We start from the raw sequence: 25,879 nt of genomic DNA, 5'->3' as shown, positions 1-25,879 counted from the left end.
TTCACGATATGGGAATCTAGATGTGGTGAAGTAATTCGTTAAGGATTGTGGACTGAATAGCTTGCGTATGTGTTGGCGCAATAGTGATGTTCAAATAATTAGTAATGTTGAAATAATTAGTGATGTTGAAATAATTATCGATGTCGAAACAATTAGTAATGTTTAAATAATTCGTGATGTTGAAACTTGAACATGAGTAAAATTTCAAGGCTAGAGGAGTGTATGTACGTCATTAAAATAAGCGAATGTTGCGTTTGCCCAATAGACTGAGAGGATTAATGTAGGTTTCCCCGCGTTTAGCTCCCCAATGTAAGCCCGTCATTCTTGAAACATTTCCCGCAGTAGGGGATTCGGAGCCTGTGTATTTTCCGGTACCTGTGTATGTTACCGAGCCCGTGTGTGTCCCAGAACCCGTGTATGTTACCGAGCCCGTGTGTGTCCCAGAGCCTGTGTATAACCCGGAACCTGTATATATTTCGGAGCCTATATGTGTCCCAGAATCTACAGTATTATCCGCCGTGCCACTCGCATGGAGCCCTGTCTGCAGAACGCCAATGACTTGGCCTTTTGTCACATAATCACCTTTGGTTACACGAGGTTCAACAGGTTCATATGTTGTCCGCAAGCCACCCTCGTGCTCAATCGAAATAACGTGACGATTAACAAGAAAACCTGCGAAAACCACAATTCCATCTCCAGCGCTCATAATCTCATCACCGATATTCGCAACCACATCTACACCCCGGTGTCCCGCTAGCCATTTTTGAGCAGGTGGGGAAAAATCGCGAAAAACCCGTGGTATTCCGTGCCCAACGGGAGTGACGTAACGGGAGGAAAGTTTGCTGTATCGAGGGATTGTCACATCCCCACCAGAGCCGGAACTATCTGCATGTGCAACCGTCGAAAAGCCGGAACTATCTGCGTGTGCAACCGCCGGGGAGCCACAAATGCCAATCGCGCATGTGCAAAGAATCGTCGTATATGTTAAAAAATTACGTAACCACATGGGTATAGTCTGCACGTGAAAAAACATCAATACCTTACGAACACCTTCATCTGTGGATAACCCAATGTGAAAATATCCTGTGGATAAACGGCTTTTGCGGTGGATACATCTGCATTGAGAAAGTGAAGAGTTTCGACGATACGTCAACGAGAGGTAAAACCGCGTTCCTAACCTTCACCGTCGTAAAGAAAAGTGGCAAAAATCGCGAAGCCTGTAGAAATCTATCCTTGGTAACTCAACAAAAATACTCTATGATTAATGATTGGCTATGAAAATGGCTACACGTGTGGAAAATCCGCATAGTACGCGCACTCTATCACGGGAAACGGATCGGTCCTTAACCGTCGAAAATATCGATGAAGGAACCGTAACCTAGGGGTGCCAGGGTGTTTCAGCAATCCCGCTGTTACACAGTAACCGATATGTGCACACAAGTGCACCCGAGAAAGGACGCCGAATGGCCGTCGTAACAATGAGTCAGCTGCTTGAAGCTGGCGTACACTTCGGACACCAGACCCGCCGTTGGAACCCGAAGATGAAGCGATTCATTTTGACTGATCGCAACTCCATTTACATCATCGATTTGCGCAAGACGGTCAAGGACATTGACCGCACCTACGATTTCGTGAAGCAAACCGTTGCACATGGCGGAAATATTCTTTTTGTAGGCACCAAGAAGCAGGCCCAGGAAGCCGTTAAGGAACAGGCAACCCGCACGGGTATGCCCTACGTTAACGAACGTTGGCTTGGTGGTATGCTCACCAACTTCCAGACTGTTGCCAAGCGTATTGGCCGCATGAAGGAACTCGAACAGATGGACTTCGAGGATGTTGCCGGTTCAGGCCTGACCAAGAAGGAACTTCTCATGCTGTCCCGTGAAAAGGATAAGCTCGAAAAGACCCTCGGTGGTTTGCGTGACATGCACAAGCTTCCTTCCGCAGTGTGGGTTGTTGACACCAACAAGGAACACCTTGCCGTTGCAGAAGCTAACAAACTCAACATTCCCGTTGTCGCTATCCTCGACACCAACTGTGATCCTGATCAGGTGACCTACGGTATTGCCGGTAATGACGATGCTATCGGTTCCGTTGCCGTCCTTACCCGCATTATTGGTGACGCAGTTGCCGAAGGACTTATCACTCGCGGAGGATCCGCCAACGACGAAGCTATGCCTGAATGGGAACGCGAAATGCTTGAAGGCGCTGGCGAAGTTGCTGAAGAAGCTCCCGTAGCCCCGGCTGAAGAAGCCGAAGCCCCTGTCGAAGAAGCTAAAGCTGTAGCTGAAGAAGCAGAAGAAGCTGAAGCAACACCGGCTCCTGCTGAAGCCACCGAAGAACAGGCGTAGTCAAACAAGCCTCACGGCAAAAACTTAAAGGAGAAAGCATGGCTAACTACACAGCCGCTGACGTCAAGGCACTGCGCGATAAGACCGGCGCAGGCATGATGGATGCCAAGAAGGCTCTTGATGAAGCCAACGGTGATTTCGATAAGGCACAGGAAATCCTTCGCATTAAGGGTGCCAAGGCCGCAACAAAGCGTTCAGGCCGCACGGCTGCGAACGGCCTCGTGGCCTCCCACGTTTCCGCTGTTGATGGCGGAATGCGTGGTGTCCTCATCGAAGTTAACGCAGAAACCGATTTCGTCGCCAAGAATGAAAAGTTCATTGAAATGGCCGATGAAATCCTCACAGCAGCAGTTGATTCCGGTGCTGAAACTGTTGAAGAACTTCTTGCCACAAAGCTCGGAGATGGAACAGTTGAAGATCGCGTTACCGGCATGATCGCCGTTATCGGTGAAAAGCTTGTTGTCTCCAACATCGCCGTCCTTAAGGGCGAACATGTTGCAGCCTACATGCACCGCACGAACCCCGATTTGCCCCCGCAGGTTGGCGTTCTTATCGCAACCGATGCCGCTGGTGCTGGAATCGCTCATGATGTTGCCGTTCACATTGCTGCTCTCAGCCCGAGCTACCTCTCCATTGAGGACGTTCCGGCCGATGTTGTCGAAACCGAAAAGCGCATTGCTACGGAAACCACAATTGCCGAAGGCAAGCCTGAAAAGGCTGTCCCGAAGATCGTTGAAGGACGTATGCACGGCTTCTACAAGCAGGTCGTTCTTCTCGAACAGGGCTACGCACGCGAACCCAAGACGCCTGTCAAGAAGGTTGTCAAGGATGCAGGCGCAACCATCACAGGTTTCGCACGTATTCGCGTTGGCGAATCCGCTGCTGAATAAGCTAACCCCATAATCGGGTAGGATTCTACAAACATGAAATAATGTGGTGAGGTTAGTTTCTAGCCTCGCCACATTTTTCTATATGAGGCCTTTATTTAGACCACTTTCCGAATAATCCACTACCCGCACCCCAATCCGAACTCTGGAGATGCCATGAGCGCAATTATCCCATCGGCTCACGATTTAGCCGTGGAAAATGCCAATGCCGCATACGCAAAAACTCAAAAAACCCCATTTCGCCAATTTCTTCTCGCTATTGGTGGCGGTCTCGCCATTGCTATCGGCTTCACGTTTTACGTGACGTCCCAGCAGGGAGCCCTTGCCTTACCCGCCGGCCCGATGAAGGTCCTGGGCGGTGTGTGCTTCAGCACCGGTATTATTCTCGTCGTTGTCCTCGGCCTCGATCTTTTCACATCGACGACGATGACGGTGCTCCCACTCTACGAGAAAAAAATTCGCCTCCCGCTCTTTTTACGCCACTGGACACTATCGGTAACAGGTAACCTTGTAGGTGCTTTAGGCTTGGCTGTAGCTCTTTTCTTTGCACACCAGCATATGTCCAGTAGCGGTTCCTGGGGCGAGGTTGCCCTGAGAACGGCGGCGACGAAAGCCTCGCATGGACCGCTCGAAACCTTAATTCTTGCGATTTTGGCAAATATTGCGGTGTGTGCCGCGGTGTGGATGGCACAGTCGGGCCGATCCACGGTTGATAAGATTTTCGCCTGTGTTTTCCCGATTTCCTTCTTCGTTGCCTCTAGTTTTGAGCACTCCATTGCTAATATGTTCCTTTTGCCCATGGGTCTGCTCACAAAATATTATGGTGGCGCTGAATTTTGGAATTCTCAGGCGGTTCTGGAATCCGGTAAAACCTTTGCGGATTACGCGGCATTCACGCCCATGGCTGCCGTCCAAAATATTGTGATTGTTCTTATCGGCAACATTATTGGGGGCGGTTTCATGCTCGCCACATTCTTCTACTTCACCTACATTAAGAACGACGTGAAAAAGGTGAAAAAGGTTCACGGAGAATAGCGACAGAATATAAAAATATAGCCTTTAAAGTCGGGTGTGTTTCGTGCAAAACCCCACGGAACGGGCGCGCGTTTTCCCTCAACGCGCTGACACTGCTAACCTTAAAGGGATATCAGGCAGATGAAAGGTCAACGCAGTGAATGTATTGAAAGCTTCAACTGATAAAAATCCCACAAGACGTGTTCTCCTCAAACTTTCCGGTGAAACCTTTGGTGGCGGGGAAGTTGGCCTTGATTCGGCGGTTTTGCGCCGAGTTGCCGGTGAAATTGCCGAGGCCGTCGAGTCCGGTATTCAGGTCGCCATTGTTGTTGGTGGCGGTAATTTCTTCCGTGGCGAAGAACTCCAGCGTGGCGGTATGGATCGGGCACGTGCCGATTATATGGGTATGCTTGGAACAGTTATGAACGCTATTGCTCTTCAAGATTTTATTGAAATGGCAGGAACACCCGCGCGTGTCCAAACAGCTATCCAAATGACTCAGGTTGCTGAACCGTATATTCCTCTCCGCGCGATTCGCCACCTCCAGAAAGGGCGCGTTGTTATTTTCGGTGCCGGTGCCGGTATGCCGTATTTCTCCACGGATACCGTGTCCGCCCAGCGAGCGCTAGAACTTAATTGCGAAGAGCTCCTTATGGGCAAAAATGGTGTGGACGGTGTATATACTGCAGATCCGCATAAAGATCCTAATGCCGTCAAAATCGACAAGATTAGTTTCGACGAAGTATTGGTTCGTGGCCTCAAAGTTGCTGATGCTGCAGCTTTTGCGTTGGCAAGCAACAACAACCTGCCAATGCGAGTATTCGGTATGACGCAGCCCGGCAACGTAACGGCAGCTTTGCGCGGAGATAAAATCGGAACCCTTGTCACATCGAAATAATACGAGAAACGATGATACCGCTTTACGCCACAGTGTGAAGCAACGTCAAGAAACCAACGAAACATCGTACAATAAAGACAGTACACATTTGTTACCCAAGGATGGATACCCCATGATTCAGGATGTTCTGAAAGAAGCCAAGGAAAAAATGACGAAGGCCGTTGAGGTCACACAGGAAGATTTTTCCGCAATTCGTTCCGGTCGCGCTAATGTCGCGATGTTTAACCCGATTTTTGTTGACTATTATGGTTCCCCGACACCTCTTCAACAGTTGGCAACAATCACTATTCCTGAACCGCGTACCGTGATGATTACGCCCTTCGATCCCACCGCAAAACAGGCGATTGATCGTGCACTTCGCGAATCCGATTTGGGTGTCAACCCCAGCGATGATGGTAATGTTATTCGCGTTAACCTTCCCGCGCTCACCGAGGAACGCCGTAAGGACTATGTGAAAATGGCTCGCACTCGAGCAGAGGACGGACGTGTTTCCATCCGTGGTGTTCGTCGTAAAGCCAAAGATGCCCTGGATAAAATTAAGAAAGATGGCGACGCTGGCGAAGATGAGGTCAAGCGTGCAGAAGAAGAACTTGAAACACTGACAAAGAAGCATGTTGAACGTGTAGACGAGCTTCTTGTTGCCAAGGAAAAAGATTTGCTCGAAGTTTAATTTATGCCAACCCCGTCGTTCCTATCCCATATCGTTCCACATCCACCCAAACCGCCGAAACCTTCAACTTCAAAGGCGGGAAGAAACCTGAAGGCAGCGATACCAACAGCCATTATTTTGTTGGCAATCGTTGCCGGTTCAGTCATGTGGAAAATGGAGATATTTGTTGTTCTTGCAGGTCTCGCATTGTCCTATGCGCTGTGGGAGGCGGCAGGTGCTTTTCTTGTAAAACAGATACGCCTACCTCTTCTTGCTCTTCTTGCCATTAATATTGCCCAGATTGCCACCACGTGGTTTGCTGGGTTGGCTTGGGGTATTGTTGCTGGTCTGATCTGTTGGCCACTACTGACCTCCGCGGTTTTTATCAGCCAGGGTCGGAAAACCACATGGAAAAATGTGCTCACCTCTCTGGCTGTCAATGTGTGGATTACGTGGCTGGGGTGTTGCGCCGTTGCACTTGCCCATATGGATCGTGGAGCCTTAATGATTGCGCTACTTGTGCTTATGCCAGTAGCTAATGATGTTGGCGGTTGGGCTGCGGGTGTAATGTTCGGTAAGCATCCTCTGGCGCCAAAGATTTCCCCGAAAAAATCGTGGGAAGGTCTTGCGGGGTCTTTATCGCTTTCCGTCCTCGTCTCCTGGCTTTTCGTCGGCTGTGTTCTCCAACTTTCGTGGGCAATTATTACCGCTGTTTCACTTACGGCCGTTGTCTGTTCTACGGGCGGAGATCTCATTGAATCTGTACTCAAGCGTAAACTAGGGGTGAAGGACATGGGGTCAATTTTCCCCGGTCATGGGGGAATGCTTGATAGACTAGATTCTATTTTGATGTGGGCACCTTTGTGCTATCTCATTATGGTTATTGCTTAGGAAGAGTGAGGAAATGACTGATTTTCAACAAGTTACTGTTTTTTCCCGAGGGTATAACAGGGATGAAGTAGATGATTTCTTTACCCGCGCTAAGAAGGCCTATTCTCAAGGTGACGGCACAATGGACGAAACCGACGTCCGAGCAGTCGTATTCCACAATCAGCGGGGTGGCTACAACACACAGGATGTGGATGCGGCACTTAACCGTCTAGAGGGCGCATTTATTGCTTTAAAACGTGCCGGAGTTATATCAGCCCGCGGCGAACAAGAATGGTTGAACCTCGCATATGAGGATGCAAAAAGTCTTTATCCGCGCATGTTACGTCCTCGCGGCCAACGCTTCGCCCATCCGGACCGCTGGGGTTACAAAATTGAGGATGTGGACAATTTTGTCAATCGCCTCGCGAAATACTTTGATGGAGAAACCGATTTGACCTCCAAAGATATTCGTTCCGTCACCTTCAAGGAAGCTAAAGGCAATAAAGCCTATGACGAAAAAATCGTCGATGTTTACCTTGAACGTGCTATCGGTGTCCTTCTTGCCGTCGAATAATTTTTAAGTTCATGGCTTTTCTGTGGTCACATCGTAACAGCCCAACCATCCGACGCCTTTCCGGTTCCCACAAGAAAAAAGCACTTGCTTTTCTTGATCAAGATCCCATTAATTCAGTTATTGCGCGCGGATATGTAGAAAGTATGGGGATGGGACAATCTCACGCCCTAGGAATATTGGATTCGTCGAAAAATGTTACGGCGCTTGCGTGGGATGGGGGGAATATTATTCCTCTCGGCTTTACCCCTTTCGAGCTGGAAGCCCTGTCTGAGGATTTACTGACGCGGCGTCGTCAAGCATCCTCGCTCGTCGGGCCACAAGAGCAGGTTTTGGGGCTCTGGAATTATTTGGAACCCGTGTGGGGAAATAATCTACGTGAGGTTCGCCCACGCCAGTTTTGCATGTCGATTACGCACGATAAGTCGCAACACGGCATCCAATCCGCCCATGCAATTCCGGCTGGTTCCCTCATCTCTAACGTTGAACACATGTGCACCCTAGTTCCGCCCGATCCGTTTTTGCGCCTGGCACGCCCGGGGGAGGAAAGCACTGTCGGCACAGCATCCGTAGCCATGTTCACAGAAGAAGTCGGCTACGACCCCACAAAGTATGGTTCGATGTACTTGCAGCGCGTCGCGAACTTGATTCGTTTAGGCCTGACCTTTATCCGCATGGGTGTAGATCCGGCGACGGGCAATTCACGAGTAGATTTTAAGGCGGATATTGGTGCCTTATCCGGTGGTGTTGCCCAGTTGCAAGGGGTTTGGACACACCCCGATCTTCGAGGGCAGGGTATTGCCACGGGGTGCTTGGCTGCCGTCGTCGAATATATTCATCACAATATCGCACCAACAGTTTCGCTCTACGTCAACGATTACAATACCCACGCGATAGCCGTCTACGAAGCTGTCGGTTTTTCGCACCACGCAATGTGGGCGACGGTACTCATGTAAACGTCACGGGACTTTTCCTCACACATTGTAGTTTTTGTCACGAATATTGCGCCACCGGATAACGTATTTTTACGACGACGATAAGCGTTCGTGCATAAACAGTTCGTGTGAGGCACTTGTCCGATCACCTTGCATTAACAATGACATAGTTAAGGCATGGCGCGAAACAAGACGGTAGAATAGGGCACGTGCTTAAACTATCGTCTCTTTTTGTGCGCACTTTGCGCGAAGATCCGGCTGATGCTGAAGTTGCCAGCCATAAACTCCTTGTCCGTGCAGGCTATATTCGCCGTGTTGCCCCCGGTATTTATACGTGGTTACCACTCGGGTTGCGGGTGTTGCGCAACGTCGAAAATATTGTTCGTGAGGAAATGAACCGTGCGGGGGCGCAAGAAGTGTTGTTCCCGGCGCTTCTCCCACGCGAACCCTATGAGGCCACAAACCGTTGGACGGAATACGGGCCAACCCTCTTTAAACTACAGGATCGCAAAAAGAACGATATGCTCCTTGCTCCAACGCATGAGGAAATGTTCACGCTGTTGGTGAAGGATTTGTATTCATCGTACAAGGATTTGCCGCTCACGCTCTACCAGATTCAAACGAAGTACCGTGATGAGGCGCGTCCGCGTGCGGGTGTGATTCGTGGGCGTGAATTTGTAATGAAGGATGCCTACAGTTTCGACATGGACGAGGCTGGTTTGGATGAATCTTATAATGTGATGCGCGAAGCCTACCAGCGGGTGTATAAGCGTCTGGGTTTGCCTTTCGCGATTGTGTCGGCGATGTCGGGGGCTATGGGTGGCTCTCGAAGCGAGGAGTTCCTGTTCCCAACCGCCATTGGTGAAGATACTTTTGTGCGAAGCCCGGGAGGTTATGCGGCGAATACGGAAGCGGTGACGACGCCCATGCCCGAGGAGCTGGATGCTAGTGGCGTGCCTGAAGCCGCGAGTGTTCGTACGCCTGGCGCGAGCACGATTGCGTCCCTGGTGGATGTTTCAAACGAGGTGAACCCGCGCGAGGATCGCCCCTGGACGGCAGCGGACACCCTGAAAAGTGTTGTTATTGTGGCAACCCATCCTGACGGGGAAAAAGAGCTGATTGTTATTGCGATTCCTGGTGACCGCGAGGTCGATATGAAGCGCGTGGAGGCCGCGCTTGCGCCGGCCGAGGTTACGATGGCAGATCACGAAGCTTTTGAACCCTACCCTGAACTTGTTCCCGGTTTCCTTGGCCCTGAGGTTGTTGGCCCGCAGTCCGAGCGCCGTGCGCAGCAGTCGGAAGATGAGCGCCCGGTGTTGCGCCTCTTGCTGGACGCGCATGTTGCCCGTGGAAGTAGCTGGATTGTTGGCGGTAACAGCGTCGATGTGCATCGTTATAATGTCGTGTACGGACGCGATTTCGAGGCAGATGGTGCTATTGAAGCCGCCGAGGTACTGGCTGGCGATCCGGCCCCCGACGGAAGTGGTGCCTTAGAAATTGCCCGCGGTATTGAAATCGGGCATATTTTCCAGCTCGGACGCAAATACGCCGAATCTTTAGGGCTAACTGTTCTCGACGAAAACGGGAAAACACGTGTGGTCACCATGGGTTCTTACGGTATCGGTGTTTCGCGTGCCCTGGCTTCTATCGCCGAACACTATCACGACGATAAAGGTTTGATATGGCCTACAAATGTTGCTCCCGCTCACGTTCACGTTCTGGCAACCGGCAAAGAAGACGCTGTTTTTGAAACGGCTGAAAAGATTGCTGCAGAACTTGAAAGCGCGGGCATTGAGGTTATCTATGATGATCGTCGTAAGATGAGCGCCGGCGTGAAGTTTAAAGATTACGAGCTTCTCGGCATGCCCTACGGCGTGGTTGTCGGTAAAGGTTTGAAGGATGGAAACGTTGAAATTCGCACCCGCGCAACCGGGGAATCCGTGAACGTTCCTGTGGATCAAACTGTGGCAAGCGTCGTCGATCTTGTAAAAAACGATCCAGCGGGCGTGATTAACGCCTAGCGCCTCGAACGCTGAAAGGCTCCCGGAACAAGTTTATGTTTCCGGGAGCTCGTTATTTTTTGGCCTGCACAAAGTCCTTAATTCCCGGCATCGCGGGCATTGCTGAACGTTCTGCCTCGTCGCAGAAAAGATGCAGAATGAAATTCCGGCTCTCAATTCCTGGTGCGTGTGCATCCCCGCAGGCACGAATGAGTTCCTCGTAGGCGGTTTGAGGCAGTGGCCCCTTTAACACGGGGAGTGCCACATCTCGCGTGGCGTTCTTTTCATCTGTGCTCGCGGCTTTTTGGGTTGCGTTCTCTAGAGCATCAATGAGTGTCATACGATTTTTGACGACGGCACTCACCCCGGTATTACTTTTGCCTGAGTTATTTTGCCCAATCTGTATTTCAAAACTTTGGCGGGCGGCCACAATACTAGAAAGTTTATTGTTGTGAGCTAGGGGGGTGGCTATTTTAGCGATTGTTTCGGGAGTTGGAGCGGGGAAAGGCTCAAATTTACTTCCGGTGGCGGCGGCGATTTGCTGGGCATCAAGGGCGGAACGAACAGAAATCGCAAAATATACGGCACCATTTGCGGGGGAATCGGTAACGGCTTTTCCTGCCTGATCTGAAAGTTTGCGCAGGGCGTCAACAATTTCTTGTGGCTGAGTCAATAGCGGTGCAACTGTGGGATTCGTTTTTCCTTTGGGCGCCCCCTGCGGCCAGGGTGTCCACAATCCGCCTACCGCTTGTTTCCATTTTTCGGAATGTTCTGCAATCTGTTTATACTTTGGATTCTGGTTGGCGAGGGCTGTTGTGCTACGAGCAATTTGATCGGCTGATCGGGAAACGTCGAGTTGTGCCTGCTGAGCAACCGTTGGTGCAGGGGGATCATTCGGTGTTTCCCAATTTGCGCCGAAAGAAATCATGATTCCCGTGAACGCTAATATCCACAAAACTGTCCACCCGAGAAGTTGCAAAAAATGACGAGTGCGTTCAGATAATGCGTCTAGCGAAAAACCCTTCATAGATGTCCTTCAATCTGAGATGGATGCGTCAACATGCGGAAAACTTGGGCGGACGGTCGAAAACCATTCATTTCATTGTGCCATGTATGTCAAACTCGTGCCTATAATGTACACCTGCAAGATTAACCACAATCACTTCGGTAAACTATCTAGTATGACTCGTTCTCAAAAAAAGCGACCACCGTCCAAGAAAAACACCAAACCAGGGGCACCGCGTAACAAAGCAAGCGCTAATCGGAGTGCGGAACTTGTTAAAATAGTGAGCCCTATCGTCGAAAAAAATGGGTTGTATTTGGAATCTGTGAAGATTGGGCGCGCTGGCGGGCGTTCGGTTGTTCGGGTAACCGTTGATCTTCCTTACGGTCCTGGCGGTGTGGGTAGCGATCAGCTCACCGATGTTTCTCGTGAAATATCAAAATGTTTGGATGATGCGGATCTTGTTGCCGGTGCCTACACGTTGGAAGTTTCTACACCGGGCTTGTCCAGGCCTCTCGTCGAACCTCGTCATTTTTCGAGGGCAATCGGGCATGTTCTGAAAATTAAGCCCGTAGATGGTGAGAGCCACATCGTTCGCCTTGAAAATGTGGAGGGCGATACACTTGTTTTACGTACCCAGGATAAGGCCCAGCGCGAATGGCGGTTGCGCATAGCCGATGTTGCTGTGGCACGTATGGAAGTTGAATTCGGCCACGGGCCGGATGATAAAGATGAGTTAGAGTAGCGAAAGTAGCGGAGGAAACGTGGATATTCAGATTCACATGAGCGAATTGCGTGCACTGGAAAACGAACTTGGTTTGAGTGCCGACGTCATTGTTGAAGCCATTGAAGATGCGCTACTGCACGCATATTATCGTGTTCCTGGCGCTATTCGTGGCGCGAGGGTTGCGATGGATCGTAAATCTGGTCGTGTTGTTGTGTGGGCGCCGGAGTACGACGAAGAAGATCATGTCATTGGCGAGTTTGATGATACGCCCAAGGATTTTGGACGCATTGCGACGGCGACGGCAAAATCTGTGATTGCGCAGAGATTGCGTGACGCTGAAACAGAGCGCGTTTTGGGAAGTTTCCGGGCAAAACCTGGAGATATTGTGCCAGGTATTGTGCAGCAGTCCGTGGGTAAGGGATTGCGTAGTCGTGATTTATTTGTTCGTATTGGCGATCAGGAAGCAATTCTTCGCGCGGAAGAACAGGTTCCTTCCGAACGGCTCTCCCACGGGGATCGTATTCGCGCATATATTTTAGATGTGTCAGCTTCGCCACGCGGGGTGTCTATTCGTATTTCGCGTAGCCACCCGGATTTTGTGCGGGCGCTGTTCACTTCAGAGGTTCCTGAAATCCAAGATGGACATGTAGAAATTATTGCGTTGGCGCGTGAAGCGGGGCATCGTACAAAGATTGCCGTGTATGCGGACGATCCTCATGTCAACGCGAAGGGCGCATGCATTGGGCACAACGGGCAACGAGTTCGTGCCATTACCCAGGAATTGCATGGCGAAAAAATTGACATTATTACCTACAGTGATGAAATTGATGAGTTTATTGGGGCTGCGCTCTCCCCGGCTAAGGTGACCAGGGTTGATATTCTCAACAAGGATCGACGTATGGCGCGCGCGATTGTGCCAGATGATCAAGCATCCTTAGCGATCGGCAAAGAAGCGCAGAACGTGCGTTTGGCTGCGAAACTGACGGGGTGGGCGATTGATGTTCGTCGTGAATCTGAGATGAGAAATAGGGAAGAGGGAAATTATCCCTCGATTCCTGCTGGTGAATAAACTCCACGTGGATAATATCGAAATTTTTCTAAATTTTGAGGCGTACAACTCATAGCTTATGTAGTGTTTCGGCTTTTTTGTCGCTAAACTATATAGGTGGCTTTCCTGCGTTTGGACCCACAATGGGTTCGTGCAGGAAAGTAGCTGATTTTTCAGCAGTCCATAAGATCATTTTGTAAGTAATCAGTTCGGTGGTGGAAACACTATCGATGCCCGAGACAAAAGAAAGCGGGTTGGAAGCTGATGGGCACCCGATGAGTACCCAGCGATGAGCTGCCAAGACTAGGGATCTGCGAGCCATTATGCCCAGATCCAAAGAAGGAGAACTGTGGCAAAGGTCCGCGTCCATGAACTAGCCAAAGAAATTGGGGTGACAAGCAAGAAGCTCTTGCAGGTCCTCAAGGACAATGGCGAATTTGTTAAGTCCGCGTCCTCAACTATTGAGGCGCCCGTCGTGCGTAAAGCACGTGAATATTTTGATGCACATCCTGAACTTATTGAGGGTGGCGCTACGAAAAAGGCAACAAGAAGGCCGAAAAAGAAGAAAACGGTTGCCCCTGATGCGGTTGATTTGCCCGCAGGTACCGCTTCTGTTATGGAAGTTAAGCCGTCGGCTCCTCAAGATAAGAAGCCCGAGGCTGAGGTAACCACACCGGAAATCTCCCAACCGGTTGCCACGCAGGCGAATGTGGCTGAAAAAGAGGAACGTGGCCAGAAGGGTGATGCAACCGCGTCCGCTCCAGTGGTAGCTCCCGTTCCTACGGCACCCGTTCAGGAAACTGCGAAGGGGGATGCTTCGCAGAAAGATAGTCAGGTTTCTTATCCTGAAGCAATTAGCTCTGACGATAGAAGAGTTTCACCAAAACCTGCGCCTCGCGTGAATGCGAAACCCGGTGGAAAACAAGCGCTAAAACCTGGTGCAAATGTAAAGGATGTCCAGGGTGAAAAACCTGCCGTTAAACCGGCAGTTCCCACGCCTAAAGCGATGGCGAAAAAAGAAGAGACAGCTACTGTAGAAAAATCGGAACGTCCTGCTATTCCGACACCGCGTGGTGCCGTGAAATCAGCGCGAGCTGCACGTGAAGAAGCTCGCGAACAGGCTCGCGAACAGGCTACTCCGCGCCCCGGTAATAATCCTTTTGCTACCTCGCAGGGTATGCCACGTCCGGGTGGTGGCCGTAAGGGTGGTCCGCGTCCGGGTAATAATCCGTTTGCTTCCTCGCAGGGTATGCCGCGTCCGGGTGGTGGCCGTGGTAAAGGTGCGAAGCCGGGCGGAAAGCCGGGAACCCGTGGTGGTCAGGGGCAAAGCCAAGGCCAGCCTCAAAATCAGGGGCGTGGCGGGCAAGGCCAGGGCGGTAATGCCCAGGGTCGTGGAGCGCGTTCAGCTCCTAACCCGAATATGATGCCAGGTCAGATGAATGCTGCTCCCTCAACCGGGCGCGGTGGGCGTCCGTCTCGCGGGCGCGGTGGTCAAGGCCAGGGCGGAAATGCTCAAGGCCGTGGCGGTAACCGTCCTGGAGGAGCAGGTGGTTTCACCCGCAGTGGTGGACGTGCACGTGGCGGTTCAACAGCTGGTGCTTTCGGGCGCCGTGCAGGTGGGGCAGGACGTCGCAAGTCCAAACGTGCGAAGCGTGAAGAATTTGAGGCACAGATCTCACCGATGCTTTCCGGTGTGGAAGTTCCACGTGGGGATGGCTCAACGGTTGTACGTTTGCGCCAGGGTTCAAGCCTTGCTGATTTTGCTGAAACAATTGGTGCTTCATCGGCTGCCCTCATTACGGTTTTGTTCCGTATGGGTGAAATGGCAACAATGAACCAGTCCCTGGATGAAGATACTTTCAAGCTCCTCGGTGCGGAACTCGGCTACGATGTTCAAATGCTCTCCAAGGAAGATGAAGATCGCGAAATCCTTGAAAGCTTCAATATTGATCTTGAAGAAGAAGAGCTTCTTGAAGAAGACGAAAATCTGTTGCCTCGCCCGCCCGTCGTCACGGTTATGGGCCACGTCGATCACGGTAAAACCAAGCTTTTGGACGCCATGCGTCACACCTCTATTGAGGGAACCGAGCACGGCGGTATTACCCAGGCGATCGGTGCCTACCAGACGCATATTATGTATGAGGGCGAAGATCGTGCGATTACCTTCATTGATACGCCCGGTCACGAAGCCTTCACACAGATGCGTGCCCGTGGTGCCGAGCTAACGGATATTGCGATTTTGGTGGTTGCTGCCGACGATGGCGTGATGCCTCAGACGGTTGAAGCTGTCAACCACGCACAGTCCGCTGGCGTGAAAATCGTTGTGGCTGTCAACAAGATCGATAAGGAAGGTGCGAACCCGCAAAAGATCCGTAGCCAGCTCACTGAATATGGTCTCGTCGCCGAAGAATATGGTGGAGATACCATGTTTGTTGATATTTCCGCCAAGCAACGTACCGGTATTGAGGATCTCCTCGAAGCCGTGTTGTATGTTGCGGATGCTGATCTCGATTTGCGTGCCAACCCCGATAAGGCGGCGCGCGGTACAGCGATCGAAGCGAAGCTCGATCAGGGACGCGGTGCGGTCATTACGGCGCTCGTCCAGTCCGGTACTTTGCGTATTGGGGATCCGATTGTTGTGGGTATCGCCCACGGGCGTGTTCGTGCAATGTTCGACGAAAACGGCAACAATGTGGAGGAAGCAACTCCGTCCCGTCCGGTTCAGGTTCTTGGCCTGGATACGGTTCCGAGTGCCGGCGATAATCTTCTTGTTGCCCCGGATGAACGTACTGCCCGCCAGATTGCGGAGGAACGTGAGTCTGCGAAACGTGCGGCTACGTTGGCTCGTCGCCGTAAGCGTGTTTCCCTTGAAAATCTTGGTGATGTGCTCAAGGAAGGCGCTACGTCTACACTCAACCTTATTATTAAGGGTGATTCTTCGGGTGCTGTGGAAGCTCTCGAATCTTCGCTCCTTGAACTTGAGGTTGACGACGAAGTCCAGCTCGCCATTATTCATCGTGGCGTGGGTGCTATTACTCAGAACGACGTCAATTTGGCGACGGTTGATAACGCCGTGATTATTGGCTTCAATGTTCGCCCGGCTGAACGTGTTCAGGAGATTGCTGATTCTGAAGGCGTAGAGATGAAGTTCTACTCCGTGATCTACAAGGCTCTTGAAGATGTGGAGTTGGCGCTCAAGGGTATGTTGAAGCCGATTTATGAGGAAGTTCAACTGGGTAGTGCCGAGGTTCGTGCGCTCTTCCGTTCGGGTAAGGCAGGAACGATTGCTGGTTCTATTGTCCGCACCGGAAAGATTAAGCGTGGCGTGAAGGCACGTCTTGTTCGCGACGGTGTTGTTGTGGCTGACAATCTTGAGATCGTGTCGCTTCGCCGTGAAAAGGACGACGTGACCGAGGTTCGTGAAGGCTATGAATGTGGTATCACGCTTGGCCATAAGGATATTCGCGAAGGCGATATTATTGAAACCTTCGAGATGCAGGAAAAGCCTCGCGATTAGTTTCTGAGGCAGGAACTGCATAGGGCGTGCTTTCCTCACCAGTGTTCATCGAGCAGTAAGGGTGTGGAAGGACGGCATATATTCCGCGGGTGGGGTGACGCAAAAACTTTTGCGTCACCCCAATTTCCCTGCGTCGTCGTACCTACTTCGCTCCTAATATTCAGGATGTGGGACTTATGTTGTAAAACTTTGCTTACTTATGCATATACAACGTAGAATATTGCCTTTAAGGGCTAAAATATAACCGTCTAGAGAGGCCGTATGAGCAACACACGCGCAGATCGCGTAGCAAAACGCATTCAGCAAGTTGTGGCACAAATGATTAATCTCGAACTCAAAGATCCGCGCCTCAATATGGCAACAATTACGGATGTTCGCGTTACGGGTGATCTTCAAAACGCCACAATTTATTTCACCGCCATCGGGCATGAGCATCAGATTAAAGATGCGCAGCGCGGACTTAACGCCGCGAAAGGCAAAATCCGTAGTCGCGTCGGCCAAGAACTAGGCTTGCGCCTTACCCCGACCCTGGAATTCGAACCAGATCACCTCATGGAAAGCGCCCTGGAATTCGAAAATCTCCTTGCCGCAACGAAAAAGCGCGATGAAGAACTCGCAGCCCAGCGTGGCACCGAATACGCCGGGGGAGAAGATCCCTATAAAACCAAGGACGAGGATCGCGCCGATTCTCCGAACGAGAAAGAGCAAGAATAATGTTTAACCGTCACATATTTATTACCGGCTTGGCCCTTTTCGCAATGTTCTTCGGCGCGGGAAACCTTATTTTCCCCGTCATGATGGGTATTAACGCGGGAACATCTGTTGGTTGGGCGCTCCTCGGTTTCTGCCTGACCGGCATCGCTCTTCCCGCCATCGCCCTCGTTGCCGCAACCTCGGCCTCGGATTCTAACCCGATGAGTATTGTGATGAGGCTCGGTCGCATCCCCGGCCAGGGAATTTTGTGGATTATTTTCCTTACCACGGGTATGCTCTACGCAGTCCCGCGTGTCGCCACGGTGAGTTTCGAAATTGCCGTCGCGCCCGTCGCCGGTGTGCAAACCGGAAAAAGTAGCTGGCAGCTTTTTGTGTATGCGGTGATTTTCTTTATCGTCGTCGCAGCGTTTTCCATGAAACCTGGAAAACTTGTGGATCGTGTGGGGGCTTGGCTTACGCCTACCCTCCTCGTTCTTATTACCCTTCTCGTTATCGCGATTTTGTGGACGCTTCCTACCACCCATAACGCACCTTCAGAAGAATACGCGAACGCTCCTCTCGCAGCCGGGCTCGTTCAAGGCTACTTCACAATGGATGCGATGGCTTCCTACGTCTTCGGGTTTATTATTGTGAGTTCTTTACGACGGGCGGGCTACACTTCGCGTCCTCGCCTTTTCGGCGCGATTATTGCGACGGGTTGCGTAACGGGTGTTCTGCTCGGCTTGGTGTATAGCGGGCTTGGTTTCGCAGGGAATCGTCTGGCAAATGGCGGATTTGAAAACGGAGCCCAAGCGCTCGCTTTTGCTTCACGCGACCTCTTCGGCTCGCTGGGTCATCTTATTTTCGGCCTTATCGCGATCCTTGCATGTTTAACAACAGCGGTGGGTCTTTTCGGAGCTTCCACGCCGTTCTATCGCCTGTACTTCCCGAAGGTTCCATACTCTGTAATGTTGTTGGGGCAGTCGCTTGTCGCTATCGGACTTGCCTACATGGGGCTTGACGCCATTCTTGCCATTGTTTCTCCCCTCAGCCAGTTCATTTATCCTCTTGTTATTTGCTTGGTTGTGGTTACCTTTATTGATATGGCAGTTCCGGGACGCTTGTTCTGGTCCTATCGTCTGACGGCAGGGGTATGCGCGAGTCTTTCCCTTGGTGAGGCTTTGTTGAGCACGAAACTTGAGATTTTCAAAGGTTTGGGTGCCTATCTCAACATCTTGCCGGGTGGCCCTATCCAAATGTCATGGTTCGCTCCGACCCTCATTGCTCTCTTAGTTGCCCTCCTTATCGACGCAGGCCAAGGCCGTTTTGCCAAATCTGCCCATGTGGAAGATGAATACGGTGAAGTGGTCGAGAAAATAACGCAGGCTACGCAATCGGATGTCAAAGCGTAACCCACGCAAGCCAAGCCCGGTGATGCCGTGGGGTGACCTACCGCGAGGCCCGCGCCTCGCGGACACTGCCGGCGGGATTCTCATTATTGATAAACCCACCGGCGTCACATCCCACGATATCGTCGGTGCCGTCCGGCGCCTTGCCGGAACACGCAAAGTAGGCCACTCGGGGACACTGGACCCCATGGCAACGGGTGTTCTCGTCGTCGGAATTGGGCAGGCAACAAAACTCCTCACGTATCTTGTGGGTGAGGACAAGGAATACGCGTCCCGTTTTCGTTTTGGAATAGATACGACGACGGAGGACGCGACGGGCGAGGTGACGCTCGCGCGAGGTTGCAAGGACACGGACGCAGAGATCGACGAGGCATTACGCGGGCAAACCGGGGATATTATGCAGGTGCCTTCCAGCTTTTCCGCAAAAAAGGTTGATGGGCGGCGCGCTTATGATATGGCTCGGGCTGGAGAAGTTGTTGAGCTTGAGGCTGTTCCGATACACGTGTCTCGTTGTGAGCGTGTGGGGAATGTGGAACGAAGTGTGTGCGAGATTGCCGTAGAAGGTGATGTTGCAGGTGATGTGGCAAGTGTTCCCGCCACGACTTTTTTAGAGGAATATACCGAGATGGATGTCCTTGTGGAAGATGCTACTCGCAACGATTGTGTAGTTAATTCTGCTATCGAGGATTGTTATCAAGATGTCCCGGTATCTGGTGTGCCGGTTGCTGATGTTTCGGTGGCTATTGCGTGTTCGTCGGGAACATATGTGCGGGCGATTGCGCGCGATGCGGGGGAGTCGCTGGGAACAGGCGCGCATATGACGGCATTACGTCGCACCCGTGTAGGTGCTTGGCGAGCCGAAGATGCACACACCGTGGAAGAATATGCCGAAAAAGTTCGTGCGGGGGAGTCGTTGCCAGCGATAGGCATGGCCGAAGCGGCCTCGCTAGTTATGCCAAGCCATGAGATAACGCCTGAGGAATCCGCAAATATTCGGATGGGGCGCTTTATTGAGGCACCGCGCGGCGCTTTCTATCCCATGGCGTTAACGTGTGAAGGCGAACTTGTTGCGGTAGCGGTGGGGCGCGCGAACAAGGGCAGTGCCGGTAAGAAAAACTCAACTCAACCCACAGATAATAACGCCGAAAAAAACACGAATCTACTTGGCGCCAAGGTTGTTTTTTCACCTCACCAAGAAATCTGCACCAGCTGAAGAAAAACCTGTGTTTAAGCCGTAAAAGTGCCCCGGCTCTAAGAGAACCGGGGGTACTTTGTCTAGATATTTATCACGGAAAACACCGGTTTCCGGCTTTAATTGAACTGGGAACTTTCCACAATATAATGTGGAATCGGATAGAATCAGCCCCCGGCTCTAAGAGAACCGGGGGCACTGTCCAACCTGAGCTTACGCAAGCCTCGGATCGGTAGTAATCACATCCGCAACCTCTGCGGGAGATGGCGCATAGGCACCGTCGTGAGAAACCGTGAGCCCAGCCGTAATAACAGCCTGATGCAAAGCCGTCAAAACGTCCGCAAACTTGGCTTCACGCAACCGCGCCTTCGCCTCGGGAGAACCGAGATACCCCAGTTTCGTCAAGCCAGCAAGCAAACCAGCCATGAAGGAATCCCCGGCGCCCACAGTGTCCGCGAGCGCAACATTCAGCGGATCAACAACCAGCATGTCGCGTTCATTTTCGAGCTTCACGTATGCGCCCCACGGCCCGCGGGTCACAATAACCATGGACGGACCGAGCTTAATCCAATCGCGTATCACCTTTTCTACGGGCGTATCGGGGTAGAGCCACTCAATATCCTCATCGGAAGCCTTCACCACATCGGACAGGGCGATCAGTTCTTCTATACGCTCCACAACCTTCTCCGGGCTTTCCATGAGATCCGAGCGAGCGTTCGGGTCGTAAGAAACCGTGCCGTTAATTGCCTGGCGTTTTACTGCTCGCAATACGCGCGTGGCGCCCGGCTCCAATGTTGCCCCGTAGCTACCGATATGCATATGTCCAACGCCTGCGGGATCGGGAATCTCGGGAATGTTCCAGTCCACATCGAATTCGTAACGTGCGCGCCCCTCGGAATCCAAAATCGCTGTGGCAACTGTTGTGCGCGTGGCTTCATCCGAGCCGGGAATGATAGCTACATTTTGGGCTGCGGCCACTTCTTTGATGCGTTGTGCACGATCGTCTTGGGCAAACCAGGTTGCCAACTCTGTGGGATAACCCAGTTGTGAAACACCTGCTGCAACGTTGAGAGGGCTACCTCCAACAACCTCTGTTCCCTTGCTTGCGTCGAAAGTACCATCGGCTTTTTCGCGAACGATAAGGTCAATAAGGGCTTCGCCGATAACGACAAAACGAGTCATGTGTAGTTCAACCTTTCATGGTTTTGTTGCGGGCTTCCCCTGTGACGCTTCATTGCTTAATGAGCATGTCGCTTCTTTGCGTTATGAGCGTTTAACCCGCTTATGACGCTTATAATTATAAAACAGAGTGACAGATTTTCGAATGTGTTGCGCGCAATGAGACGCACGCAATGTTGGTGTTGGTGTGGCTCGACGTAGCCTTTAGCCTGCCCCGGGAGCGTTACACGATACAGCTTTTCATTTGCCCGGGGAGCGTTACAGGTGAGCGCTGGCATGTCGCGCCGGTGAGTTTCTTTTCGTTACGGGTTTGTGGTGTTTGTTGTGGCGCCTTTTGGTGTTCGTTTTCGTTTGCGTTACGTGTTCGTGGTGTTTGTTTATATGGTTGGCGCACGATGTAGAGGCAGTTTCCGTTACAGGTGCGTGGAATGTGTTTTGTGGTATTTTTCCCGCCGGGTTCGCACGGCGGGCGTGATGCGTTACCCTAGAAGGGTGAAAATATGGAATTCCCCGCAAGATATTCCCGCGGGTTTTGGTGGCGCTGTTGTCACCATCGGAATTTACGACGGCGTCCACCGTGGGCACAGGGAAGTCCTCGTACACCTTGTTCGTGAAGCCGAAAAACGTGGCCTTCCCGCGCTCGTCCTCACCTTCGACCCCCACCCGCTCACCGTCCATCGTCCCGAGGCGGATATTTACCTCGTTTCCACGCTTGAAGATCGCCTTAACCGTCTGCAAGCTCAGGGCGTGGACATTGTGTATGTTCAGCCTTACTCGCTGGAATATTCACAGCTCCAAGCCTCCGATTTTATTACGGAACAGCTTGTTGGCTTGCTCGGCGCACGCTGCGTCGTCGTCGGAGAAGATGCGCGGTTCGGTAACGGAAATATAGGTGATGTGCAACTCTTACGTGAGGCGGGGCAACGTTTAGGTTTCGACGTGTGTATTGTGCGCGACAAAACCGACGACGACGGAAAACGTCTTTCCTCAACGCGTATTCGTCAGGCTCTGGCCGAAGGTGATGTGGAGGAGGCGGCCCGCATTCTTGGCCGTCCGCATCGTATCGGTGGTGTGGTATGTCAAGGGGAACAGCGCGGGCGTGATTTAGGGTTCCCAACGGCGAATTTGACGGGCGATAATTTGGGGGAGGTTCCAGCTCACGGAGTGTATTCCGGGTGGCTTGTTCGCGATGTTCCGGGCACACGCGCCACAGAATATATGCCGGCAGCTATCAGTATTGGAACAAATCCGCAATTTAATGCAACCCAACGCACGGTTGAAGTTCATGTTTTGGGGCGTAGTGATCTTAACCTGTACGGCGAATATATTCAGGTTGATTTTGTGTCCCGGATTCGACCGATGATGAAATTCTCATCAGTGGACGAGCTTTTGGCACGCATGGATAAAGATCTGTTAGCAACAGCAGACAGGTTGGGTGTTCCTCCTGCCGGGCGTGTACCGCAGGGTGCAGTCACGGCCCAGCCACAAGAACAAATAAGTGGTTGTAACTCGGCGTGATCTAAGGCTGAGTAGCGTCTTACATAGCGCGTCATACCTCTTTACGAGGTTGTAATCCGGCGTGATGCCAGGCTAAGCGCCACCTATAGTGTGGTATTCACTACTGTGAGGGGGAGGGTCGGGGCCATCATGTGCTACACTTGGTAAGCCGTTCGATCGGCCACGGGTGTGTCATAGCCCGGGAGAAAATGCCCCGGCGCACCGTGCAACGGATAAATATTAGGAGAATCGCATGGCCCTTAAGCCTGAAGAAAAGCAGAAAATCATTGCCGAATACGCCACCCATGAGGGCGATACCGGTTCACCCGAAGTGCAGGTTGCACTTCTGTCCGCACGTATTCGTCAGTTGACGGAACATTTCCGTACCCACGTGCATGATCACCACTCACGTCGTGGTCTCATGCTCCTCATCGGTCAGCGTCGTCGTCTTCTCACCTACTTAGCTGAAGAAGATATTGAACGTTACCGTTCACTCATCGCACGCCTCGGTTTGCGTCGTTAAGTTTGTGAATCCGGCTCGGGAAACTACCCGAGCCGTTTTTACGTATATAAAATAATAAGGAAGCCCGCCCACGAGGTCATCGGTGAAGGTTCACGAAGATACAGTGAAGGTCGAAACCGTGCAGAAGTTGCGCAATGCGTAACCAATGCATGGACGCATATAGCGCAAGTACGCATCTTCCGTCGTCGTGAATGTTGACTGAGGACGTCTGGGCGGGGAATACCTACGAAAAAGGAGGACCTTTGGAAGGCCCAAACGTACATTCAATTGAAGCCGTTGTTGATAACGGCACTTTCGGAACACGCACGATTCGTTTTGAAACCGGAGTTCTTGCCCAGCAGGCAGGCGGAGCAGTGCTCGCCTACCTTGACGGTGAAACCACAGTTTTCAGCGCGACAACCTCGTCCAAACAACCCAGGGAGCATTTCGATTTCTTCCCACTGACGGTAGATGTTGAAGAACGTTCCTATGCGGCAGGTAAAATTCCGGGTAGCTTCTTCCGTCGTGAAGGTCGGCCAACAACCGACGCTATTCTTGCAGCCCGCCTCATTGATCGTCCGTTGCGTCCCCTGTTCACAAAGGGAATGCGTAATGAAGTGCAGGTTGTGTGCACGGTGATGACGATTCACCCAGACGATGCCTACGATGTTCTTGCAATCAACGCGGCCTCACTCTCAACAAGCCTTGCTGGCCTGCCCTTCAATGGCCCCGTTGGCGGTACTCGCGTATCTTTGATCGACGGACAGTGGGTTGCCTTCCCGCGCTGGTCCGAAATGGAACGCGCAACATTCTCCATGGATATTGCCGGCCGTATTGTTGGCGACGATGTTGCCATCACCATGGTGGAAGCCCAAGCACCAGAAAACGCTGCAAAGAATATTGCGGATGGTGGGGTTACCCCAACAGAAGCCGTTATTGCTCAAGGCATGGATGCGGCTAAAGGCGTTATTCGTACACTGTGCGAAGCACAAAACGAAATAATTAAAGAATGTGCAAAGCCTACCGGCGAATTCACGTTCTTCCCCGATTACACCGATGCGCAGTTCGAGGCTGTAGGCGGGCAAATTAACGGACGTTTCGATACCATTCTCGGTATTGTGGATAAAACGGAACGCGATACGGCGCTCAACGAACTCGTCGAAACCATTATTGGTGAAATGACGGAAGGCGACGATCCCGCATACGACCTGGAAGAAGACGGAAAAGCGCTTGCTTTGGCCATTAACTCTCACTTCAAGAACGTTATGCGCAAGCACGTTATCTCCACCGGAATCCGTATGGATAACCGCAAACCCACCGATATTCGTAGCATTAGCGCACAGGCTGGCGTGCTTCCGCGCGTTCACGGCTCCGCACTGTTCCAGCGTGGAGAAACCCAGATTTTGGGTGTAACCACGCTCAACATGTTGAAGATGGAACAGCAGCTGGATAATCTCACGCCGATTACCCACAAACGCTACATGCACCACTACAATTTCCCGCCCTATTGCACGGGCGAAACAGGGCGTGTGGGTTCCCCGAAGCGTCGCGAAATCGGGCATGGACATCTTGCTGAAATGGCTCTGGAATCCCAGTTGCCCAACCGTGAAGATTTCCCCTACGCTATCCGTCAGGTATCGGAAACCATGGGATCTAACGGTTCGTCCTCCATGGGTTCCGTGTGTGCATCGACCATGTCCCTTTTGAACGCCGGTGTACCTCTGCGTGCATCCGTTGCTGGTATTGCCATGGGGCTCATTAGCGCCGAAGTTGATGGCGAAACCAAGTATGTTACCCTCACCGATATTCTCGGTGCGGAAGACGCCCTTGGCGATATGGACTTTAAGGTCGCCGGAACAACCGAATATATTACGGCGCTCCAGCTGGATACGAAGCTCGACGGTATTCCAGCCGAAGTTCTTGCCTCCGCATTAAGCCAGGCAAAAGATGCGCGCCTTGCCATTCTTGATCTCATGAATCAGGCAATCGACGCCCCGGATGATATGGCGGAAACCGCACCGCGCATTATTAGCGTGAAGATCCCCATGGATAAGATTGGTGAAGTTATTGGCCCGAAGGGCAAAATGATTAACCAAATCCAAGAAGATACCGGCGCTGAAATCTCCATTGAGGACGACGGAACAGTTTACATTGCAGCCACCGGCGGGGTTGCCGCTGAAGCTGCACGTGATGCTGTTAACGCTATTGCCAACCCGCAACTTCCTGAAGTTGGCGAACGCTACATTGGAACCGTTGTGAAAACAACAACCTTCGGTGCTTTCATTTCCTTGACACCGGGCCGTGATGGTTTGCTCCACATTTCACAAATCCGCAACCTTGTTGGTGGCAAGCGCGTGGAAAACGTGGAGGACGTTCTTGGTGTTGGTGAAAAGGTCGAAGTTGAAATCGGCGAAATTGATGATCGCGGAAAGATTTCCTTGAACGCTGTTCTCGACGAAGAAGCTGCCGCGGCTTTGGCTGAATACCAGGCTGAGGAAGAAGAACACGCAAATCGTCGTGGTCCTGGAGATCGCGAACGCGGACGAGGCGATCGTAGGAATGGTCAGCGTAACCGTCGCCGTCGCAGCAGCGATTTCTCGCATCATAACGACAGCGCGGATTCAGCAAACAGTGCTGATTCAGTGAACAACGCTGATTCGGATGTTAGTGCAGATTCGGCACAAAGCGCACCATCTGCAGCCAGTGCAGATGAAGCACGTGGCAGTCGCGCACAGCGCGCTCCGCGTCGCCGTCGTCGCACACTCCGCACTGAAGATTAATTTCTTCTGATTCATTCATAGTGCAATGTTGGGGTCCTTACCGTAAACGGTAAGGACCCCAACATTTTGCCGTATAAACACGATACGTCGTAGGTACTAAACACGAGAATCGTCGTACCCGATAAACACGAGAATCGTCGTACGTATTTTGCTACAA

General features: G+C 51.8%; 21 protein-coding genes. 18 read left to right on the top strand and 3 right to left on the bottom strand.

Annotated elements, in window-relative coordinates; all coding sequences use genetic code 11:
• Nucleotides 1-232 precede the first annotated feature (232 nt).
• The gene (locus G445_RS10680) at nt 233-1,006 is read right to left on the bottom strand and encodes a M23 family metallopeptidase (protein WP_022865722.1); all 774 of its coding nucleotides are present in this window, start codon (nt 1,004-1,006) and stop codon (nt 233-235) included.
• 457 nt (nt 1,007-1,463) lie between these two features.
• Here G445_RS10680 and rpsB point away from each other — a divergent pair, with 457 nt between their 5' ends.
• The 9 genes from rpsB to G445_RS08985 all read left to right on the top strand — a co-directional run bounded on the left by rpsB (nt 1,464) and on the right by G445_RS08985 (nt 10,196).
• Nucleotides 1,464-2,351, top strand: a complete 888-nt coding sequence (rpsB, locus tag G445_RS0101025) for a 30S ribosomal protein S2 (RefSeq protein ID WP_022865721.1) — start codon at nt 1,464-1,466, stop codon at nt 2,349-2,351.
• Between the two features lie 38 nt (nt 2,352-2,389).
• Complete coding sequence (gene tsf, locus G445_RS0101020) at nt 2,390-3,241, top strand: translation elongation factor Ts (RefSeq protein ID WP_022865720.1); 852 nt, start codon at nt 2,390-2,392, stop codon at nt 3,239-3,241.
• Nucleotides 3,242-3,394: 153 nt separating this feature from the next.
• Entirely contained in the window at nt 3,395-4,273 is an 879-nt protein-coding gene (locus G445_RS0101015) for a formate/nitrite transporter family protein (RefSeq protein WP_022865719.1), read from the top strand.
• Nucleotides 4,274-4,418: 145 nt separating this feature from the next.
• Nucleotides 4,419-5,150, top strand: coding sequence for a UMP kinase (gene pyrH, locus G445_RS0101010; protein WP_026420832.1), 732 nt, complete (start codon nt 4,419-4,421; stop codon nt 5,148-5,150).
• A 112-nt stretch (nt 5,151-5,262) separates the two neighbouring features.
• Nucleotides 5,263-5,820 (top strand): ribosome recycling factor, encoded by a 558-nt coding sequence (frr, locus tag G445_RS0101005; RefSeq protein ID WP_026420831.1) that lies wholly within the window; start codon nt 5,263-5,265, stop codon nt 5,818-5,820.
• A gap of 3 nt (nt 5,821-5,823) precedes the next feature.
• Nucleotides 5,824-6,690, top strand: a complete 867-nt coding sequence (locus G445_RS0101000; protein WP_022865716.1) for a phosphatidate cytidylyltransferase — start codon at nt 5,824-5,826, stop codon at nt 6,688-6,690.
• Between the two features lie 13 nt (nt 6,691-6,703).
• Nucleotides 6,704-7,243 carry a DivIVA domain-containing protein gene (locus tag G445_RS0100995; protein WP_022865715.1) on the top strand — a complete coding sequence of 180 codons (540 nt, stop codon included), beginning with the start codon at nt 6,704-6,706 and terminating at the stop codon, nt 7,241-7,243.
• Between the two features lie 11 nt (nt 7,244-7,254).
• Nucleotides 7,255-8,196, top strand: coding sequence for a GNAT family N-acetyltransferase (locus tag G445_RS0100990; RefSeq protein WP_022865714.1), 942 nt, complete (start codon nt 7,255-7,257; stop codon nt 8,194-8,196).
• A gap of 188 nt (nt 8,197-8,384) precedes the next feature.
• A complete protein-coding gene (locus G445_RS08985; protein WP_022865713.1) occupies nt 8,385-10,196 on the top strand; it encodes a proline--tRNA ligase in 1,812 nt (603 codons plus the stop codon).
• 52 nt (nt 10,197-10,248) lie between these two features.
• On the opposite strand, the gene G445_RS0100980 is transcribed toward G445_RS08985, so the two are convergent.
• Nucleotides 10,249-11,202, bottom strand: coding sequence for a hypothetical protein (locus G445_RS0100980; protein ID WP_022865712.1), 954 nt, complete (start codon nt 11,200-11,202; stop codon nt 10,249-10,251).
• A 154-nt stretch (nt 11,203-11,356) separates the two neighbouring features.
• Here G445_RS0100980 and G445_RS0100975 point away from each other — a divergent pair, with 154 nt between their 5' ends.
• The 6 genes from G445_RS0100975 to truB all read left to right on the top strand — a co-directional run bounded on the left by G445_RS0100975 (nt 11,357) and on the right by truB (nt 19,785).
• A complete protein-coding gene (locus tag G445_RS0100975) occupies nt 11,357-11,923 on the top strand; it encodes a ribosome maturation factor RimP (RefSeq protein ID WP_022865711.1) in 567 nt (188 codons plus the stop codon).
• A gap of 19 nt (nt 11,924-11,942) precedes the next feature.
• Nucleotides 11,943-12,974 carry a transcription termination factor NusA gene (gene nusA / locus G445_RS08980; protein ID WP_022865710.1) on the top strand — a complete coding sequence of 344 codons (1,032 nt, stop codon included), beginning with the start codon at nt 11,943-11,945 and terminating at the stop codon, nt 12,972-12,974.
• A 328-nt stretch (nt 12,975-13,302) separates the two neighbouring features.
• Complete coding sequence (infB, locus tag G445_RS0100965; RefSeq protein ID WP_022865709.1) at nt 13,303-16,470, top strand: translation initiation factor IF-2; 3,168 nt, start codon at nt 13,303-13,305, stop codon at nt 16,468-16,470.
• A gap of 261 nt (nt 16,471-16,731) precedes the next feature.
• Nucleotides 16,732-17,184 carry a 30S ribosome-binding factor RbfA gene (gene rbfA, locus G445_RS0100960; RefSeq protein ID WP_022865708.1) on the top strand — a complete coding sequence of 151 codons (453 nt, stop codon included), beginning with the start codon at nt 16,732-16,734 and terminating at the stop codon, nt 17,182-17,184.
• Complete coding sequence (gene brnQ, locus G445_RS08975; RefSeq protein WP_022865707.1) at nt 17,184-18,575, top strand: branched-chain amino acid transport system II carrier protein; 1,392 nt, start codon at nt 17,184-17,186, stop codon at nt 18,573-18,575. Before rbfA ends, brnQ begins: the two co-directional genes overlap by 1 nt.
• On the top strand, nt 18,562-19,785 hold the full coding sequence (truB, locus tag G445_RS11850; RefSeq protein WP_022865706.1) for a tRNA pseudouridine(55) synthase TruB: 1,224 nt from the start codon (nt 18,562-18,564) through the stop codon (nt 19,783-19,785). Before brnQ ends, truB begins: the two co-directional genes overlap by 14 nt.
• Nucleotides 19,786-19,977: 192 nt before the next feature.
• Here the strand turns inward: truB and G445_RS0100945 are convergent, their stop codons facing one another.
• Nucleotides 19,978-20,946, bottom strand: coding sequence for a carbohydrate kinase family protein (locus G445_RS0100945; protein WP_022865705.1), 969 nt, complete (start codon nt 20,944-20,946; stop codon nt 19,978-19,980).
• A gap of 489 nt (nt 20,947-21,435) precedes the next feature.
• Between G445_RS0100945 and G445_RS08965 the strand changes: the two genes are divergently transcribed.
• From G445_RS08965 to G445_RS0100925, 3 genes are all read left to right on the top strand, one after another.
• Nucleotides 21,436-22,461, top strand: coding sequence for a bifunctional riboflavin kinase/FAD synthetase (locus G445_RS08965; protein WP_022865703.1), 1,026 nt, complete (start codon nt 21,436-21,438; stop codon nt 22,459-22,461).
• Between the two features lie 232 nt (nt 22,462-22,693).
• Complete coding sequence (gene rpsO, locus G445_RS0100930) at nt 22,694-22,963, top strand: 30S ribosomal protein S15 (protein WP_022865702.1); 270 nt, start codon at nt 22,694-22,696, stop codon at nt 22,961-22,963.
• 242 nt (nt 22,964-23,205) lie between these two features.
• Entirely contained in the window at nt 23,206-25,722 is a 2,517-nt protein-coding gene (locus G445_RS0100925) for a polyribonucleotide nucleotidyltransferase (RefSeq protein WP_022865701.1), read from the top strand.
• Nucleotides 25,723-25,879 lie beyond the last annotated feature (157 nt).

The organism is Actinotignum urinale DSM 15805, assembly GCF_000420445.1.
GTDB lineage: Bacteria > Actinomycetota > Actinomycetes > Actinomycetales > Actinomycetaceae > Actinotignum > Actinotignum urinale.
The sequence above is the reverse complement of the archived record's forward strand: the minus strand, read 5'-3'. Positions and strand labels throughout refer to the sequence as shown.